This window comes from Sphingobium xenophagum NBRC 107872 (assembly GCF_000367345.1).
GTDB lineage: Bacteria > Pseudomonadota > Alphaproteobacteria > Sphingomonadales > Sphingomonadaceae > Sphingobium > Sphingobium xenophagum.
The window spans coordinates 12,652-28,079 of the sequence record NZ_BARE01000018.1; the positions used below are offsets into that span (position 1 = coordinate 12,652).

14 protein-coding genes and 1 tRNA gene are annotated in these 15,428 nt (G+C 65.1%); 9 read left to right on the forward strand and 6 right to left on the reverse strand.

Annotation, left to right across the window (positions count from 1 at the left end; genetic code table 11):
* Nucleotides 1–16: 16 nt before the first annotated feature.
* Together SX1_RS10520 and SX1_RS10525 are read left to right on the forward strand one after the other, a co-directional pair.
* Nucleotides 17–499, forward strand: coding sequence for a DUF2721 domain-containing protein (locus SX1_RS10520; RefSeq protein ID WP_017181495.1), 483 nt, complete (start codon nt 17–19; stop codon nt 497–499).
* Entirely contained in the window at nt 496–1,065 is a 570-nt protein-coding gene (locus SX1_RS10525; protein WP_019052959.1) for a (2Fe-2S)-binding protein, read from the forward strand. The genes SX1_RS10520 and SX1_RS10525 overlap by 4 nt, the downstream gene beginning before the upstream one ends.
* 10 nt (nt 1,066–1,075) lie before the next feature.
* Here the strand turns inward: SX1_RS10525 and SX1_RS10530 are convergent, their stop codons facing one another.
* Nucleotides 1,076–3,640, reverse strand: a complete 2,565-nt coding sequence (locus SX1_RS10530) for an HWE histidine kinase domain-containing protein (protein ID WP_019052960.1) — start codon at nt 3,638–3,640, stop codon at nt 1,076–1,078.
* Nucleotides 3,633–4,172: a biliverdin-producing heme oxygenase gene (locus SX1_RS10535; RefSeq protein WP_019052961.1), complete on the reverse strand. Its 540-nt coding sequence runs from the start codon at nt 4,170–4,172 to the stop codon at nt 3,633–3,635. Before SX1_RS10535 ends, SX1_RS10530 begins: the two co-directional genes overlap by 8 nt.
* Before the next feature lie 243 nt (nt 4,173–4,415).
* Between SX1_RS10535 and SX1_RS10540 the strand changes: the two genes are divergently transcribed.
* From SX1_RS10540 to SX1_RS10550, 3 genes are all read left to right on the forward strand, one after another.
* Complete coding sequence (locus tag SX1_RS10540) at nt 4,416–5,285, forward strand: RcnB family protein (RefSeq protein ID WP_019052962.1); 870 nt, start codon at nt 4,416–4,418, stop codon at nt 5,283–5,285.
* Between the two features lie 96 nt (nt 5,286–5,381).
* Nucleotides 5,382–6,068 (forward strand): 2OG-Fe(II) oxygenase, encoded by a 687-nt coding sequence (locus SX1_RS10545; protein WP_019052963.1) that lies wholly within the window; start codon nt 5,382–5,384, stop codon nt 6,066–6,068.
* Nucleotides 6,069–6,299: 231 nt separating this feature from the next.
* Nucleotides 6,300–6,770, forward strand: coding sequence for an RcnB family protein (locus SX1_RS10550; RefSeq protein ID WP_017181501.1), 471 nt, complete (start codon nt 6,300–6,302; stop codon nt 6,768–6,770).
* 208 nt (nt 6,771–6,978) lie between these two features.
* Here the strand turns inward: SX1_RS10550 and SX1_RS10555 are convergent, their stop codons facing one another.
* The gene (locus SX1_RS10555) at nt 6,979–8,559 is read right to left on the reverse strand and encodes a lysine--tRNA ligase (RefSeq protein WP_019052964.1); all 1,581 of its coding nucleotides are present in this window, start codon (nt 8,557–8,559) and stop codon (nt 6,979–6,981) included.
* Between the two features lie 126 nt (nt 8,560–8,685).
* On the opposite strand from SX1_RS10555, the gene SX1_RS10560 reads away from it, so the two are divergent.
* Genes SX1_RS10560 through SX1_RS10575 form a run of 4 tightly spaced genes read left to right on the forward strand, consistent with a single transcriptional unit; the run spans nt 8,686 to nt 12,924 of the window.
* Nucleotides 8,686–9,054 carry a PilZ domain-containing protein gene (locus tag SX1_RS10560; protein ID WP_019052965.1) on the forward strand — a complete coding sequence of 123 codons (369 nt, stop codon included), beginning with the start codon at nt 8,686–8,688 and terminating at the stop codon, nt 9,052–9,054.
* A 41-nt stretch (nt 9,055–9,095) separates the two neighbouring features.
* Nucleotides 9,096–11,849, forward strand: a complete 2,754-nt coding sequence (locus tag SX1_RS10565) for an ATP-dependent DNA helicase (protein WP_019052966.1) — start codon at nt 9,096–9,098, stop codon at nt 11,847–11,849.
* Nucleotides 11,846–12,388: a SixA phosphatase family protein gene (locus tag SX1_RS10570; protein ID WP_019052967.1), complete on the forward strand. Its 543-nt coding sequence runs from the start codon at nt 11,846–11,848 to the stop codon at nt 12,386–12,388. The genes SX1_RS10565 and SX1_RS10570 overlap by 4 nt, the downstream gene beginning before the upstream one ends.
* A gap of 14 nt (nt 12,389–12,402) precedes the next feature.
* On the forward strand, nt 12,403–12,924 hold the full coding sequence (locus SX1_RS10575; RefSeq protein WP_019052968.1) for a GNAT family N-acetyltransferase: 522 nt from the start codon (nt 12,403–12,405) through the stop codon (nt 12,922–12,924).
* Here the strand turns inward: SX1_RS10575 and SX1_RS10580 are convergent.
* The 3 genes from SX1_RS10580 to recJ all read right to left on the reverse strand — a co-directional run bounded on the left by SX1_RS10580 (nt 12,919) and on the right by recJ (nt 15,321).
* Nucleotides 12,919–13,260 (reverse strand): MerR family transcriptional regulator, encoded by a 342-nt coding sequence (locus tag SX1_RS10580; RefSeq protein ID WP_019052969.1) that lies wholly within the window; start codon nt 13,258–13,260, stop codon nt 12,919–12,921. The genes SX1_RS10575 and SX1_RS10580 overlap by 6 nt on opposite strands.
* A 118-nt stretch (nt 13,261–13,378) precedes the next feature.
* A tRNA-Glu gene (locus SX1_RS10585) sits at nt 13,379–13,453 on the reverse strand.
* A 101-nt stretch (nt 13,454–13,554) separates the two neighbouring features.
* Nucleotides 13,555–15,321 (reverse strand): single-stranded-DNA-specific exonuclease RecJ, encoded by a 1,767-nt coding sequence (gene recJ / locus SX1_RS10590; protein ID WP_019052970.1) that lies wholly within the window; start codon nt 15,319–15,321, stop codon nt 13,555–13,557.
* Between the last annotated feature and the right edge of the window lie 107 nt (nt 15,322–15,428).

Sequence of the window (15,428 nt, forward strand, 5' to 3'; positions counted from 1 at the left end):
CGATCGCAGTCGCGCCATGATCCCCCTTCCCCAGGTTTCGCTGGTCTCTCAGACGATCCAGCTGGCGCTTGCCCCGGTGTTCCTGCTCGCTGGGATCGGCGCGTTCCTGAATGTCTCCGTCAGCAGGCTGGCGCGGATCATCGACCGGGCGCGGACGGTGGAGGCGGCGATCCTGACCACGCGCGGGCGCGAGCATGACCGGCTGGTGCATGAAATCCGCGTCCTCGACCAGCGGATGAGCGTCGTCAATATGGCGATCTTCCTGTCGGTTGCGTCCGCCTGCGCGGTGTGTCTGGTCGTCATCCTGCTGTTTGCGGGCAATTTGTTCGACGCCCATCTGGGGACGCCGATCGCCATATTGTTCAGCCTGGCGATGCTGTTGCAGGCAGGCGGCTTTGCGACCTTCATTCAGGAGATCCGGCTGGGGTCGAAGATCATCCATGTCCGCAACGAAGTCCTGTATCATAAGGCCGAGATGGAAGAGCCGGACGCCGAATGACGCGCTTCACCGTCAATGACCGGCCAGTCCAGTATCGCATGGACCCGGACACGCCGCTGCTATGGGCGCTGCGCGACGCATCGAACCTGACCGGCACCAAATATGGCTGCGGCACGGGCGACTGCGGCGCCTGCACGGTGGATATAGACGGGGAAGCGGTACGCTCCTGCCAGGTGACGATCGGCAAGACCGAAGGGCGTTTCGTCACCACGATCGAGGCGCTGTCGCCCGATCGCGGTCATCCGCTGCAACAGGCGTTCGCCGCCGACAATGTGTCGCAATGCGGCTATTGCATCCCCGGCATGATCATGGCGGCGTCAGTGCTGCTGCGCCGGACCAATGATCCAAGCGACGCGGAAATTGACGCGGCGATCACCAATATCTGCCGGTGCGGCATCTATCCCCGGCTGCGCGGCGCGATCCGCCGGGCCGGGCGGATCATGCGGGGCGAAGATACGGGCACGGGCGATCAGGGAGCCGCCGCGCCGCCGCCGGGCATCACCCCGGAGGAGGCGGCCCGTACGATCCCGGCACTTGGTCGGGCAGCGCCTGCGCCCAAACGATAGCGCTGCCCGACTAGGCTGCGTCCTCGATCAGCGGCGTCATCGCCTGCGCCAGCGTCGCGCCCGAATAGGGCTTCTTGACCAGCGTGACATCGGCGAAGCGATCCGGCAGTTCCAGTCCGTCACCATAGCCGGTCGCAAACAGGAAGGGGATGCCCTGATCCGCCAGCAGATCGGCCACCGGCATGCTGGTTTCCGCGCCCAGGTTGAAATCGAGCACCGCCAGATCGACCGGATGCTGATGAAGGGCTTCGCGCGCGCGGGCGGTGGTGGCGGCGGTCGTCACATCCGCGCCCAGATCGCGCAGGGCGTCCTCCCCGTCCATGGCGATGATCATATTATCTTCCACAAGCAGGACGTGGCGCCCCTTGAGCAATGCGGGCGTCGCGGCAATGACGGGGCGCGAACGATCGGTGCCGACGACGTCGGGCAGCACCGACACGACATGAGTGGAAGGGATGCAGAAATGCGCCTCCAGCCCGGCCAGCCGGTAGTGGATTTCGGCGCGGCCATCCAGATCATAGGGGATGGATCGCTCGATCACGGTCGATCCAAAACCACGGCGCGTGGGCGCGACCACCGCGGGACCGCCGCTTTCGCGCCAGTCGATCAGCAGGCTGCCATCCTGATCTACGCGCCAGTCGATCGTCACAGTCCCATTGTCCGACAGCGCGCCATATTTGGCGGCATTGGTCAGCATTTCGTGGATCACCAGCGCCATGACCGTGAAGCAACCAGGCGTCAGCAGCACATTGGGGCCAGACAGCCGCACCCGGTCGCGCCGTTCACCCAGATACACGCCCGCCTCTACCTCTATCAGGTCATAGAGGCGCGCAGGGCTCCAGCGGTCGGCAGTGATCTGGTCGTGGGCGCGGGCCAGCGCGTGGATGCGGCTTTCCAGCGTGCCGATGAAATCCTCTACCGACACGGCGCTGCTGCGCGTCTGCGACAAAAGCCCGCGAATCAGCGCCAATATGTTGCGGACCCGGTGATTGAGTTCCGCGATCAGCAATTCCTGCTTCTCATGCGCGCGCTGCCGTTCGGCATCCGCTGAATCGGACAGGCGCAGCACGACTTCCAGCAGGGCTGTGCGCAGGGCTTCGGCGACGCGCAATTGCGCGGGGGCGAAAGGCAGTGCCGTTCCCTTCACCAGTTCCGACCATTCCTCGAAACTTTTGCGCGGAGTGAGCCGCGGGCCATTGGGGCCATATTCGATATGCTTGTCCTGATTGCCCGCCCAGCGCACCGCACGCAACTGTTCGGCACGGAACAAGACCACATAGTCGCGCGGTCGGCGCGACAGCGGAATGGCGAGCAGCCCGGAAACGCGATCGGCATAAGCGGTCGCTTCGGGCAGGACGCGGCCGAGCGCATCGGTCGTATAGACCTGACTGGCGGCGACGCGGTTGAGCATCGAGATGATGCCAGCGAACGCCGCTTCGTCAGGGGTCAGCCCCGACAGGCTGATCTGCCCGTCAATATAGACACCAACGCCATCGGCCGGAATCGTGTCGAAGATGATGTCGCCCAGCCAGCGCGCGTTGGACAGCAGGTCATGATCCTGCGCCACGGCCGACATGAGCCGGTCGGCAACCTGTCTCGCCTTGCCCTCATAGTCGGCTGTCTCCGCGCGTTCGCGGCTTTCCAGCATCATCGAGAATATCTGGCCGAACAGTTCCGCCGCGCTGCGCTGGGCAAAGGTCGGCAGGCGCGGGGCGTAGTGGTGGCAGGCGAACAGCCCCCATAGCCGCCCTTCGACTATGATGGAGATGGAGAGCGACGCCCCCACCCCCATATTGCGCAGATATTCGATATGGATGGGTGATACCGCGCGCGTGAGGCAGAGCGACATGTCGAGCGCCGCGCCGGTCGGATCGAGCGTCGGGACGATCGGCACGGGCTGTGCATGAACATCGGCGATCACCCGGAAGATGTTGCGCAGATAGAGCGCGCGCGCCTGCACCGGAATGTCGGAGGCGGGGTAATGCAGGCCAAAGAAGCTGTCGATGCCGGGCCGCAGCGCTTCGGCCAGGACTTCGCCATCGCCGCCATCGGCGAAGCGATAGACCATCACCCGATCAAAGCCGGTCAGCGCCCGCACCTGTCGCGCACCATCGCGCAGGAAAGCCGTCATCCCATCGGCCTGTGCCAGTCGCGCAACCATGGAGCGAACGGTGCTGCTCGCCTCCATCTCGTCGGCGCTGGCGGGTTCGGCCTCTATCACCACCAGCGGACCGGAGAAATGGACGGCGACATCGAACGGCGCGCCGCCGGACATCAGCGGCAGGGAGAAGATGCGTTCCACCGAGTCGGCGCCACGCAGCAGGGTGATGCGGTTGCGCAGCGCATGGATCGCATCGGCATCCAGCAGGTCGCTGACCGGCTTGCCCAGCATGTCGTCCGGGGACAGGCCAATGAAGGCAGCGCTGTTGGCCGATACGCGCGAGACGAGCCAGTCGGCGGTCAGCGCGATCAGGAAACCGAAAGGTTGAACCGTGCCCAGCACATGGATCGGTTCCCGATCGCAATTGGTCAGATTGACGGCGAAGTCCGCGCCTGTACCGCCGCCATCAGCCATGGGCAGTGGCCAGTTCAGCGCGGGTTGCGGCAGCAAAAAGGGCGAAGGCGGCCTGCGCGCCCTGCACGGCGTCGTCCAGCCAGTCGTCGCCCCTGTCAGCGGCTGCCCGATCGAGCGCCTGCTGAAACGCGACCCAACCGCCCTTGCCATGGACGGCGGACAAATAGGCATGCGGCAGGCCGGGTGCGACCCGGCGCGCGAGCATCGCGCCACCCAGCCGCGACCCTTCCAGCGCATAAAGCAGCCCCCAGCGATAGCCATCGCGATCGGGATCAGCGAGCGAAAGGGGCGCGGGCATAGCCATATCCATCGCCGCGAGATCCGCCGCGATCATGGGCAGGCGCGGCGATTCGGGGCGCGCAACCGATTCGAGCGCGCCCAGCGCGCGGGCATGGGCCGTCAGGAACGCAGCATAATCGCTTTCTGAATCAAGCCGATAGGCTGAAAATAGGCCATCAACATGGCTATGACTGTCGCTGGTAGCTTCGCGCAGGGCCTGACGGACGCCGCTGACATGGGGAGATTTATTCACTCGGCAGTCCTATAGAGGGGGCAAGCACCCTGCACTGATCTGGATCAGCATTTGATCCGGGTCCGGCCGTTTTTAGCGGACAGACCGATACGAAAACGAAATAACGCGCGAGGCGGGATTTGGGTTCATTACGTCCCGCGATTCTTTCAAATGGCTGACGGACAGGTTCAGACTTGCGACATCGCGCGCGCCCTAGAAAGGCGGCATGAGGGGACAGGAGGTTCCCGCGCAAAGAAAGTCACGATGATGTTCAGGAAGATGATGCTGACGGGACTCATGGCCGCAACGCTGCTCAGCGGTGTCGCCCCCGCTTATGCCCAGAGCAATGAGAATGGCCGTGGCAATCGCGGCGATCGTGCAGAACGTGGCGGCGGTGACCGTCAGGCCTATCAATGGCGCGGCAATGGGCAGCGCCCGATGGGCGGCGAAGGGCAGCAGGCGCAACGCTGGCAACAAAGAGAGAGCCGCGCGGTTGCGCAGACACCGGCGCCCCAGGCCCCCGTACAGCAGCCCCGCGCCGACCGCCCGTGGCGCAATCCCGGCAGCTCTGCGGTAGTGTCCGCGCCTGATCGACAGGATGCGCGGCAGGACAGGCGTGGCGATCGCCGCAATGACTGGCAGGATTATCGCGAGGGCCAACGCACCGATCGCCAGGACTGGCGTAACGATCGCCGCGACGACCGGCGGGATTATCGCCAGGATCGGCGCGATGACCGGCGCTGGAACGACAATCGGGGCGTGGTGGGCAACTGGAACAATGGCCGCCGCTATGACGATCGTACCCGCTGGAGCAACCAGCAGCGCTGGAATCAGGGCTGGCGGCAGGACAGGCGCTATGACTGGAACAGCTATCGCAACCGCTATGGCAACCAGTACCGTCTGGGCCGCTACTACGCGCCGCGTGGCTGGGACTATGGCTATCGCCGTTTCTCTGTGGGTATCGTGCTGAGCAGCCTGCTCTATTCCAACAGCTATTGGCTGAACGATCCCTATGCCTATCGCCTGCCGCCCGCTTACGGCACACTGCGCTGGATCCGCTATTATGACGATGCGCTGCTGGTGGACATTCGGGACGGCTATGTCGTCGACGTGATCCATGACTTTTTCTGGTAATCGCGCTCCCTGAAGTGGCCTTCAGGAATACTGGCCCCGGTGCGGTGACGCGCCGGGGTCTTTTCATGGCACCGGCCGCTGTGGCAAGGTGACGGAATGACAGACAATGACGATGATGGCGGCATCGCCTCCCCCGCCCGCGCGGCGATCGGGGCGCAGGTGCAGGCCCGGCTGGAGCGCAACCCAATGGTCAGCCGGATCGAGTCGCCCCATCTGGCCATCTATGGGCGGCAGGATTTCCTCAGCCCCGAAGAATGCGCCGATCTGCGCGCCATTATCGATGCGGGGGCACAGCCTTCGACCCTGTTTTCGGGCAGTGCGAACGCCGATTACCGGACCAGCCACAGTTGCAATCTCGACCCCTTCGATCCGCTGATCAAGGCGATCAGCGACCGTATATGCGCGCTCACCGGCCTGCCTGCGGATCATGGGGAAACATTGCAGGGACAGCGCTATACCAGCGGCCAGGAATATCGGCTGCATTGCGATTATTTTCCGGTCACCGCCAACTATTGGCCGGCCATGCGCGTCACTGGCGGGCAGCGCAGCTGGACGACCATGATCTATCTTTCCCCGGTCGAGGCGGGGGGCGAGACGCATTTCCCCCATTGCGAATTCATGGTGCCGCCGGTCGAGGGGATGATCCTGATCTGGAACAATATGGATGCTGACGGCGCCCCCAACAATTTCAGCCTGCACGCCGCCCGGCCAGTCGAACAGGGCACCAAATATGTCGTCACCAAATGGTTTCGCGAAAGGCCCTGGACGCCGAGATCTGCTTGAGAATGGGCCTTCGCCCATTCGTGCAGGAAAGGGCCGGTGCGGCTTCGAAATGCGCCCTGCCACGCATTGTCGAACATCCCCAGCGATACACTTTGCGACATAAATGACTGAAAACTGACAGCTTCATTTTCAGTCCGTTCAGGCGCGCTGCGCCATATCTCCCTGTGTTGGCGACAGGGAACCCGGTCCAGCCGGACAGGGTTCAGCCGCCAAGGAAATAGGAGTTATGCTATGCGTAAACTGATCATCCTGGGCCTGCTGGCCGCCACGGTCGCGCCTAGTGTCGCGTCCGCACAGTCCTATGGCGAAGTGCGCCGCAGCGAACGCAATTTGCGTGAAGAAAAGCAGGAATTGCGCCAGGCCCAGCGTTATGGCGATCGTCGCGACGTGCGCGATGAACGCCGCGATGTCCGTCAGGCCCGCCAGGAGGTTCGTGAGGATTGGCGCGACTATCGCCGCTCGCACCGCGACGTGTATCGCGGCGGCAACTGGCGCGCGCCGTTCCGTTACAACCAGTGGAATGTCGGCGTCCGCCTACGCCCGGCCTATTACAACTCGCGCTATTATATCGCCGACCCCTATCGCTATCGCCTGCCCCGTCCGGGCGTGAACCAGCGCTGGGTACGCCATTATAATGATGTGCTGCTGGTCAATGTCCGCAACGGGCGCGTGATCCAGGTGCATCGCGGCTTCTTCTGGTAAGAGGCCAGCCCATGGGGAAACGGCCCCGGACAGCGATGTCCGGGGCCGTTTTCGTTGCATTTCCGCCCAACTTGGCCGCGCCGCCCGTTGCCAGACAAGCGCGGCCGATGGCACGCAGAACGCACCATCAGTCCGAAAGGGGGGTGGACCGTTGCGCAAAACGCGCGCTTGGCCGAAAAGTTCCGCTTTTCCGGTAAAATCCGCCGATTCAGGCCGCCAGTGCCTGCCCAATCAGCTTACGACTGTTATCGATACCATAAAGCGCGATGAAACTGCCCATGCGCGGCCCTTGGTCCGCGCCCAGCAGCGTCTGGTACAGCGCCTTGAACCAGTCCCGCAATTCGGCAAAACCGAACACCTCATCCTTGCCGATGGCATAGACGATATTCTGGATGTCCTCCGCTGATGCATCGGCAGGCAGAGCAGCGAGTTCCGCGTCCAGCCTGCGCAAGGCCGCAGCCTCATTGGCGTCGGGCGCGCGGCGCTGGAGGGTGGGAGCGACGAAATCGCGATGATAGGCCAGCGCATGGCCAATCAGCGCGTCAAGATCAGGATAGGTTTCCGGCGAGGCGTCCGCGACATAATTGGTGAGATAACCCCACACCTGATCGCGGCTGGCATCGCCCATGACGCCGACCAGATTGAGCAACAGGCCAAAGGTCACCGGCAACCGGCCGTCGGGCAGCTTGCCGTCATGAACATGGTGGACCGGATTACCCAACTGCTGTTCGACCGGCTGGCCCGGATAATTGCCCCGGAACTGCCAATATTCGTCCACCGCGCGCGGGATAACGCCCATGTGCAACTGCTTGGCCTTTTTGGGTTCGCGATAGGCGTAGAAGGCCAGGCTTTCCTGCGGACCGTATGTCAGCCATTGCTCAAGGCTCAGGCCATTGCCCTTGGACTTGGAGATTTTCTCGCCCTTTTCGTCGAGGAACATCTCATAGTTGAAGCCCTCGGGCGGCCGGGCGCCAAGCGCGCGGCAAATCTTCGACGATTGCGTGACCGAATCGATCAGATCCTTGCCCGCCATTTCATAGTCGACGCCCAGCGCATACCAGCGCATCGCCCAGTCGACCTTCCATTGCAGCTTTGCGCCGCCCGACAGGATCGACTGTTCGACCATTTCGCCTTCATCCTCGAAACGGACGATCCCGGCTTCGGCGTCGACGACTTCCACCGGCACCTGAAGGACGATGCCGCTCTTGGGCGAAATGGGCAGGACCGGGGAATAGGTCGCCTGCCGTTCCTTGCGCAGGGTGGGCAGCATGATGTCCATGATCGCCTGATACCGCCGCAACACCTGCTTGAGCGCCTCGTCAAACGCCCCGGCCCGATAGCGTTCGGTCGCGGAGACAAATTCATAGTCAAAGCCGAAGCGGTCGAGAAATTCGCGCAGCATCGCATTATTGTGATGGGCGAAGCTTTCGAACTTTTCGAACGGATCGGGCACCTGCGTCAGCGGCTTGCCCAGATGCTGCGTCAGCATCGCCTGATTGGGCACATTGTCAGGCACCTTGCGCAGCCCGTCCATATCGTCGCTGAACGCCACCAGCCGCGTGGGAATATCCGACAGGGCGTGATAGGCGTTGCGCACCATCGTCGTGCGCAGCACTTCGTTGAACGTGCCGATATGCGGCAGGCCCGAAGGTCCATAGCCGGTTTCAAACAGGATATGGCCTTTGTCCGGCGCGCCATCGGGATAGCGCTTGAGCAGCTTGCGCGCTTCTTCATAGGGCCAGGCCTTGGCCGCCAGGGCGGCGGTGCGGAATAGATCGGTCGCGGTCATGACATGCCCCTAGCTCCGGACAGGCCGAAAAGAAACGCTCTTTGCGGGCAAATCTGCGTTAAGAACCGTTCGCACATTAGAGCTTCATTAACCCTATCGAGGGATAATCAGGCTTCTGGAGGCATCATGCAGATCTTGCGCACCCGCGAACGCATCGTGGTCGACATCGCCATCGTCGTCACGACCGTACTCGACAGCCTGGAAGGCACGATCGTCGACCTGAGCGAAGGCGGCGCGCAAGTGGTCGGCTGCACCCTGCCTGCCGGTTCATCGTGCCAGATCGATCTGGACGGCCACATCACCTTTAGCACGGTGCGCTGGTCCGAAGAAGACCGCATGGGCATTCGCTTCCCCTATGAGTTGAACGAAGGTCCGCTGTACGACCAGCTGGAACTGGCCCGCGCGGCGCGGCGCACGCCCGTCGCCTTCCAGCCGCGCGCCCGCATTATGGCCGCAGCCACCGGCGGTGGCGGTTTTGGCCGCCGGACCAGCTGAAACAGGTTTTCCTTTTGTTCCCGCTCGCTTAAACGGGGCGGGTGATCGATCCAGCATCCCTGCCAGCCCTCCACGCCAGTCATGGCGGCATCTGGTTGCGCGAAGGCGGTCGGACGCAAGGGCTGGCCAAGGGGCAGGCGATCGGTCGCGCGGCAGAAACGCCGGTGCTGCTGCTCAATGCGCCGCTGACCGGCCAGCGTCTGGGCTATCCCGATCTCAACGGCCTGGACCTGCTGGAACTTTGGGCATTTCTCCACCCTGCCCGCTTCCTTGTCCCCACGCCCAAGGGGTTGGCGCAAGCGCTTGGCCTGCCGGTACCGGGCGCGGAAGCGGACATTCCCGCCTTGCTCCAGAATGCGACGCAGGCCCTGCTCGACCGGCTCGAATCGCCGGACTGGCGTGAGCGGGAAGGCGCTTGGACGTCGGCGCAGACGCTGCACCGGCTGCGCTGGCCATGGTCGCCGCTGGTCGCGCCGCGCATCGCCAAGCCGCGTGAGGCCGAGCGCTGGCTCTTTTCCAAATTGCCCGAATGGGAGGAAGCGCAGCCCCGCCCTGCCCCGCGCACCGTGATGCTGGATGAGGCGCAGGTGCTGGACCGGCTCGACACGCTGACCGGCGCGGGGGCGGAGGCGCGTCCGGGCCAGCGCGCCTATGCCACCGCCGCGATCGGCCCGTTCCGCCCGCGCGCGCACCGCGACCAGCCCAACATGCTGCTGGCGGAAGCGGGCACCGGCATTGGCAAGACATTGGGGTATCTTGCGCCCGCCTCGCTCTGGGCGGCGCAAGCGCAGGGGACGGTGTGGGTATCCACCTATACCAAGGCACTGCAACGCCAGCTTGACCGCGAATCACTGCGGCTGTTTCCCGACGCGGCGGTCGCGGCCCGGCGGGTGGTGGTGCGCAAGGGGCGGGAAAATTATCTCTGCCTGCTCAATCTGGAAGATGCGTTGCAGGGGGGCTTTAGCGGCCGGGCCGCGATATTGGCGCAACTGGTCGCGCGCTGGGCGGCTTTCAGCAAGGATGGGGATATGGTCGGCGGCGACCTGCCCGGCTGGTTGCCCACCCTGTTCCGCCGCAACGGCTCCACCGCGCTGACCGATCGGCGCGGCGAGTGCATCTATGCCGGCTGCCCGCATTATCGCAAATGCTTCATCGAGCGGTCGGCCCGCGCGTCCGCCGATGCCGACATCGTCATCGCCAATCATGCGCTGGTGATGATCAACGCGGCGCGCGGCCGCGAAACCGGCCAGCGACCCCAGCGGATCATCTTTGACGAAGGCCATCATCTGTTTGACGCTGCCGATTCTACCTTTTCGGTCGCCTTGTCGGGACAGGAGGCGATCGAGCTGCGCCGCTGGATCATGGGGCCGGAGGGCGGATCGCGCGGGCGACGGCGCGGCCTGTCGGCGCGCCTGTCCGACCTTGCCAGCTATGATGTGGAGGGCGGAGAGGCGATCCGCGCCGCCGCCGACGCGGCGCTGGCCCTGCCCGCCGACGAATGGCTGAAGCGCGTCGTGGCCGATGAGCCGTTCGGACCGCTTGAAGCCCTCTTTACGGCCGTGCGCGGCACTGTCTTTGCGCGTGCCGCGGACACGGGCGAGGCGGATGCGGGCTATGGACTGGAGACCGAACTGGCCGCACCGGATGGTCCGCTGGTCGAGGCGGCGCAGGAGGCCGCGCTGGCGCTCGATGCTCTGCTGCGCCCGCTGACGCACCTGTCGCGACGGCTGGAGGCAGTGATCGAGGATGCGCCCGACTGGCTGGACGGCGCGGCGCGGGCGCGAATCGAGGGGGCGGTGGCCTCGCTCGGCTGGCGGCGCGACCTGATCAGCGCATGGCTGGCGCTGCTGGCGCGGATCGGCGGGCCGGCCGATCCCGACTATGTCGACTGGATGACGGTCGACCGGGTCGAGGGGCGGGAATATGACATTGGCATCCACCGCCACTGGCTGGACCCCAGCCGACCGCTTGCCGAAACCGTATTGAAACCCGCGCAGGGCGTGATCGTCACCTCCGCGACGCTGAAAGGTGGGGGCGACTGGGGCGATGCGGAAAGCCGCAGCGGCGCTGTCCACCTGCCCCACGGCGCCGGACGGTTCGAAGCTGGCAGCCCGTTCGATTATGCCGCGCGCGCGCAAGTGCTGATCGTCACCGACATCAAGCGGGGCGATCTCGCCGCATTGTCGGGCGCCTATGGCCGTCTGATCGAAGCAGCGGGCGGCGGCACGCTGGGGCTGTTCACCGCGATCCGGCGATTGCGCGCCGTCCATGCCCGCATCGCCGACCGGCTGGCGCGCGCGGGGCTGCCGCTCTACGCCCAGCATGTCGATCCGATCGACACGGGCACGCTGGTCGACATCTTCCGCGACGATCCGCGCGCATCACTGTTGGGGACGGACGCGCTGCGCGACGGCGTGGACGTGCCCGGCCATTCGCTGCGCCTGGTGGTGATGGAGGGGGTGCCATGGTCCAAGCCAACCGTGCTGCACGCGGCGCGGCGGCTGGCCAATGGCGGCAATGCCTATGACGACCGGCTGATTCGTGCGCGGCTGGCGCAGGCGTTCGGCCGCCTGATCCGCCGGGCCGAGGACAAGGGCTGTTTCGTCATCCTGTCGGCCGCCATGCCCAGTCGCTTGCTCAGCGCCTTTCCGCCCGGCACGCCGATCCGTCGGGTGACGCTGGACGAGGCAATCATAGCGGTCAGTGTCGCTTCGCGACGCGAAACCCTTGGCGAAACTGCGTCCTTAGGGCATCAGGGACACGAATCCGGCCACAGCCATCTGGAGAGAGAATGAAGCGGCTGACCCTGTTGCGCCACGCCAAGTCCGACTGGGACGATCCGGTGGCCCGCGACTTCGACCGGCCCTTGAATCATCGGGGCGAGAAGGCGGCGCTGTTGATGGGCCAGTTTGCCGCCCAGCGGCAGATGCAGTTCGATATGCTGGTGGCGTCGCCCGCCGTGCGGGTGGTGCAGACGCTGGAGACGTTTTTCACCGGCCTTGGCGAATCGCTCGATGCGCGTTGGGACAGGCGCATCTATCTCGCCTCCTCCCCGACATTGTTCGATGTCATTCGCGACCTGCCCGAAAGCACCGACAGCGCCCTGCTGGCCGGGCATAATCCGGGGCTGGAGGAGTTGATCCTCGATCTCGTCCCCGACGATGGCGCCAATCCGCTGCGCGAGGATGTGGAGGTGAAGTTCCCGACCGCCAGCATCGCGGTGCTGGACCTCAAAGTCGACCGCTGGAGCGAGGCGCGGGAGAATATCGCCACGCTGGTCAGCTTCACCCGCCCGCGCGATCTGGACCCGGCGCTGGGTCCGGGGATGCGCTGACGAGGCCGGCGGCCATGACGCCCATAATCTGGCGCGTCGCGCGGGCCGACGATGCCCCTGCGCTTTCCATCCTTGGCGGGGCGACCTTCCTGTCCAGCTTCGCCCACGACCATCCCGGCGCGGCGCTGGTCCGTCATATCCGCACCGCCCATGGCATCCCTTATTATGATGCCGCACTGGCCGATCCTGAGCAGACCGTCCTGATTGGCGAGACGCCACTTGGCGCGCCGGTGAGCTATGCGATGGTCACGCCGCCTGACCTGCCGATCGCGACCGATCCGGCCTGCGACCGGGAATTGAAGCGGCTCTATCTGCTGTCGGGCTGGCAGGGTGGCGGGCATGGCGATAGGATCATGGACCTGGTTGCGCAGGAAGCCCGGCGGCGCGGGGCCAGCCGCCTGCTACTGGCCGTCTATCCCCAAAATGACCGGGCGCGGCGCTTCTATGCGCGGCATGATTTTGTTGAGGTCGGATCGCTGACCTTCATGGTCGGCGACGTGCCGTTCCGCGACCTGATCTATGCCCGGCAATTATAGCCGAATGGCGCGGGCCAACTGGTCGCGTATGCCCTCCAGCCGCGCCAGCACATCATCGTGCGTCCCTGGCTCCGGCACATCCGGCGATACGGCCCCATTGCCATCGACCAGCATCTTCTGCGCGCCCTTCACAGTGAAGCCTTCGATGTTGAGCAGATCATGGATGCGACGGGCCAGCGCCACGTCGGCGGGACGGTAGTAGCGGCGATTGCCGGAACGCTGGAGCGGGCGCAGTTGCGGGAAACGCGTTTCCCAATAGCGCAATATATGCTGGGGCAGGCCCAATTCATCAGCCAGTTCACTGATGGTCAGCAATGCACCCTCTGCCTTTTTCATGACAGCAATGTTGCACCCTAAGACCCATCAAGGTCAATCACGGTAAACTACGGGTTAGCGCGGAAAACATGCAACTGCACAGCATCGAGGCCCGGCGACCGAACGCCCGCCTGCAAGATGGTGACCCCTACGGGAATCGAACCCGTGTTTCAGCCGTGAAAGGGCCGCGTCCTAACCGCTAGACGAAGGGGCCGTTGGCGGCGCCACCGGATGGCGCTGCGAAGCGAGGCGGGCATTAGGAGGAGACGGCGCAGGGGTCAACCCCCCTTTTTCCTGTGTCGGATTTCTCCACCCTCAATCCGCCCAGGCCGCGTCCTCCAGATGAAGTTCGGCGGCCGGGCGGCTACCCCAGTCGTCGATCTTCGCCCGACCCGCGACCCATAGCCGCCGGTCGCGCGGCGCGCCCAGTATCGCCTGCCCCAGTTCGGTCTCGGCCTGCCGGAAGGCGATGGTCTTGAACGAGCGGCCATCCTCCCCGCCCATGATCGCGCGCAAATGGCCGTTGCCCACGACATCGGCCTTGATCACGCGCATCGGTCCGGCAGCGATGCGGGGGGCTGGCCAGCCCGCGCCATAGGGTCCGCCCGCCTCGATCGCGGCGATAAAATCGGGATTGACCCCGGCGGGGGCCAGCACGGCGTCGATCAGCAACGCCCGGTCGTCGCGGGCGCGGGCGACGGCACCTGACAACCGATCGTCAAGGAAATCGGCCAGCGCATCGACCCGGTCCGCCGCTACGGTCAGTCCCGCCGCCATCGCATGACCGCCGCCCGCGACCAGCAGGCCACTATCCTTGGCCGCCATCACCGCCGCGCCCAGATCGACCCCGCTGATCGATCGGCCCGATCCCTTGCCCACGCCATCTTCGTCCAGCGCGATGACGATGGCCGGGCGGCCTGCCTTTTCCTTGATCCGCCCGGCGACGATGCCAATGACGCCGGGGTGCCATCCCTGCCCGGCGATCACCGCTATGGCGCGATTGCCCTGGGCCGCCAGCAATGCCTCGGCCTGCTCCTGCACCGCCGCCTCGATCGCGCGCCGTTCTTCATTATACTGATTCAATTGTTCGGCGATCCGCGCGGCTTCGGCAGGATCCTGCGTCGTCAGCAGGCGCACCCCCAGATCGGCCTGCCCGACACGCCCGCCCGCATTGATTCGCGGTCCCAGCGCAAAACCCAGGTCGTGGCATAGCGGGGCGCGGGTCAGGCGGCTGGCGTCGATCAACGCGGCCAGGCCAATATTGCGGCGCCGGGCCATCACCTTGAGCCCCTGCGCCACGAAGGCGCGGTTCAGGCCTTTCAACTGCGCGACATCGGCCACCGTGCCCAGCGCGACGATGTCCAGCAACTCCATCAGCGCCGGTTCGGCCCGCGTTACGAACCAGCTGCGGGCGCGCAGCACCCGCACCAGTGCCGCGCCCAGAAGAAAGGCGACGCCGACCGCCGCGAGATGACCATGGGTTGCGGCCTCATCCCCTTCATCCAGCCGGTTGGGATTGACCAGGGCCAGCGCCATGGGCAGCGCCGCGCTGCATTTATGATGATCGACCACGACGACATCGACTCCGGTGTCGCGTGCCATGGCCAGCGCCTCGAATGCCTGTGCGCCGCAATCGACGGTGACGATCAGGGTCGCGCCCTCGCCCGCCAGCCGCACCAGCGCCTCACCGGACGGGCCATAGCCTTCCATCAGCCGGTCGGGGATATAGGGTTTCGCCGTCAGTCCCAGGTCGCGCAGCAGGCGGATGAGCAGGGCCGCACTGGTGGCGCCATCGACGTCATAATCGCCAAAAATGCGCACATCCTCGCCCCGCTGCACCGCGTCGGCCAGCCGTTCCGCGGCGGCATCCATGTCGCGGAACAGGCTGGGGTCGGGCATGAAGGCGCGGATCGTGGGGTTGCGGTGCGCATCCAGCGCGTCGCGCGGACAGCCGCGCGCCAGCAGCAATTGCGTCACCAGATCGTCGGGCGCATAGCCCGGTTCGCGCGCATCCGCGCCCTCTCCCCGCCATTTCCAGGGCTGGCCAGTGATGGAGCGGGAGATGTTGAGCGCAAATGTCATGCCGCCGCTCTAGTCGCTTGCATGCAGGGATGGAAGCACGGCCCGTCGCGGCGAATTGCCCGCCGGACGGAACCGCGGCAACTGCTTGAGCGTATTGCTGCTTTGTG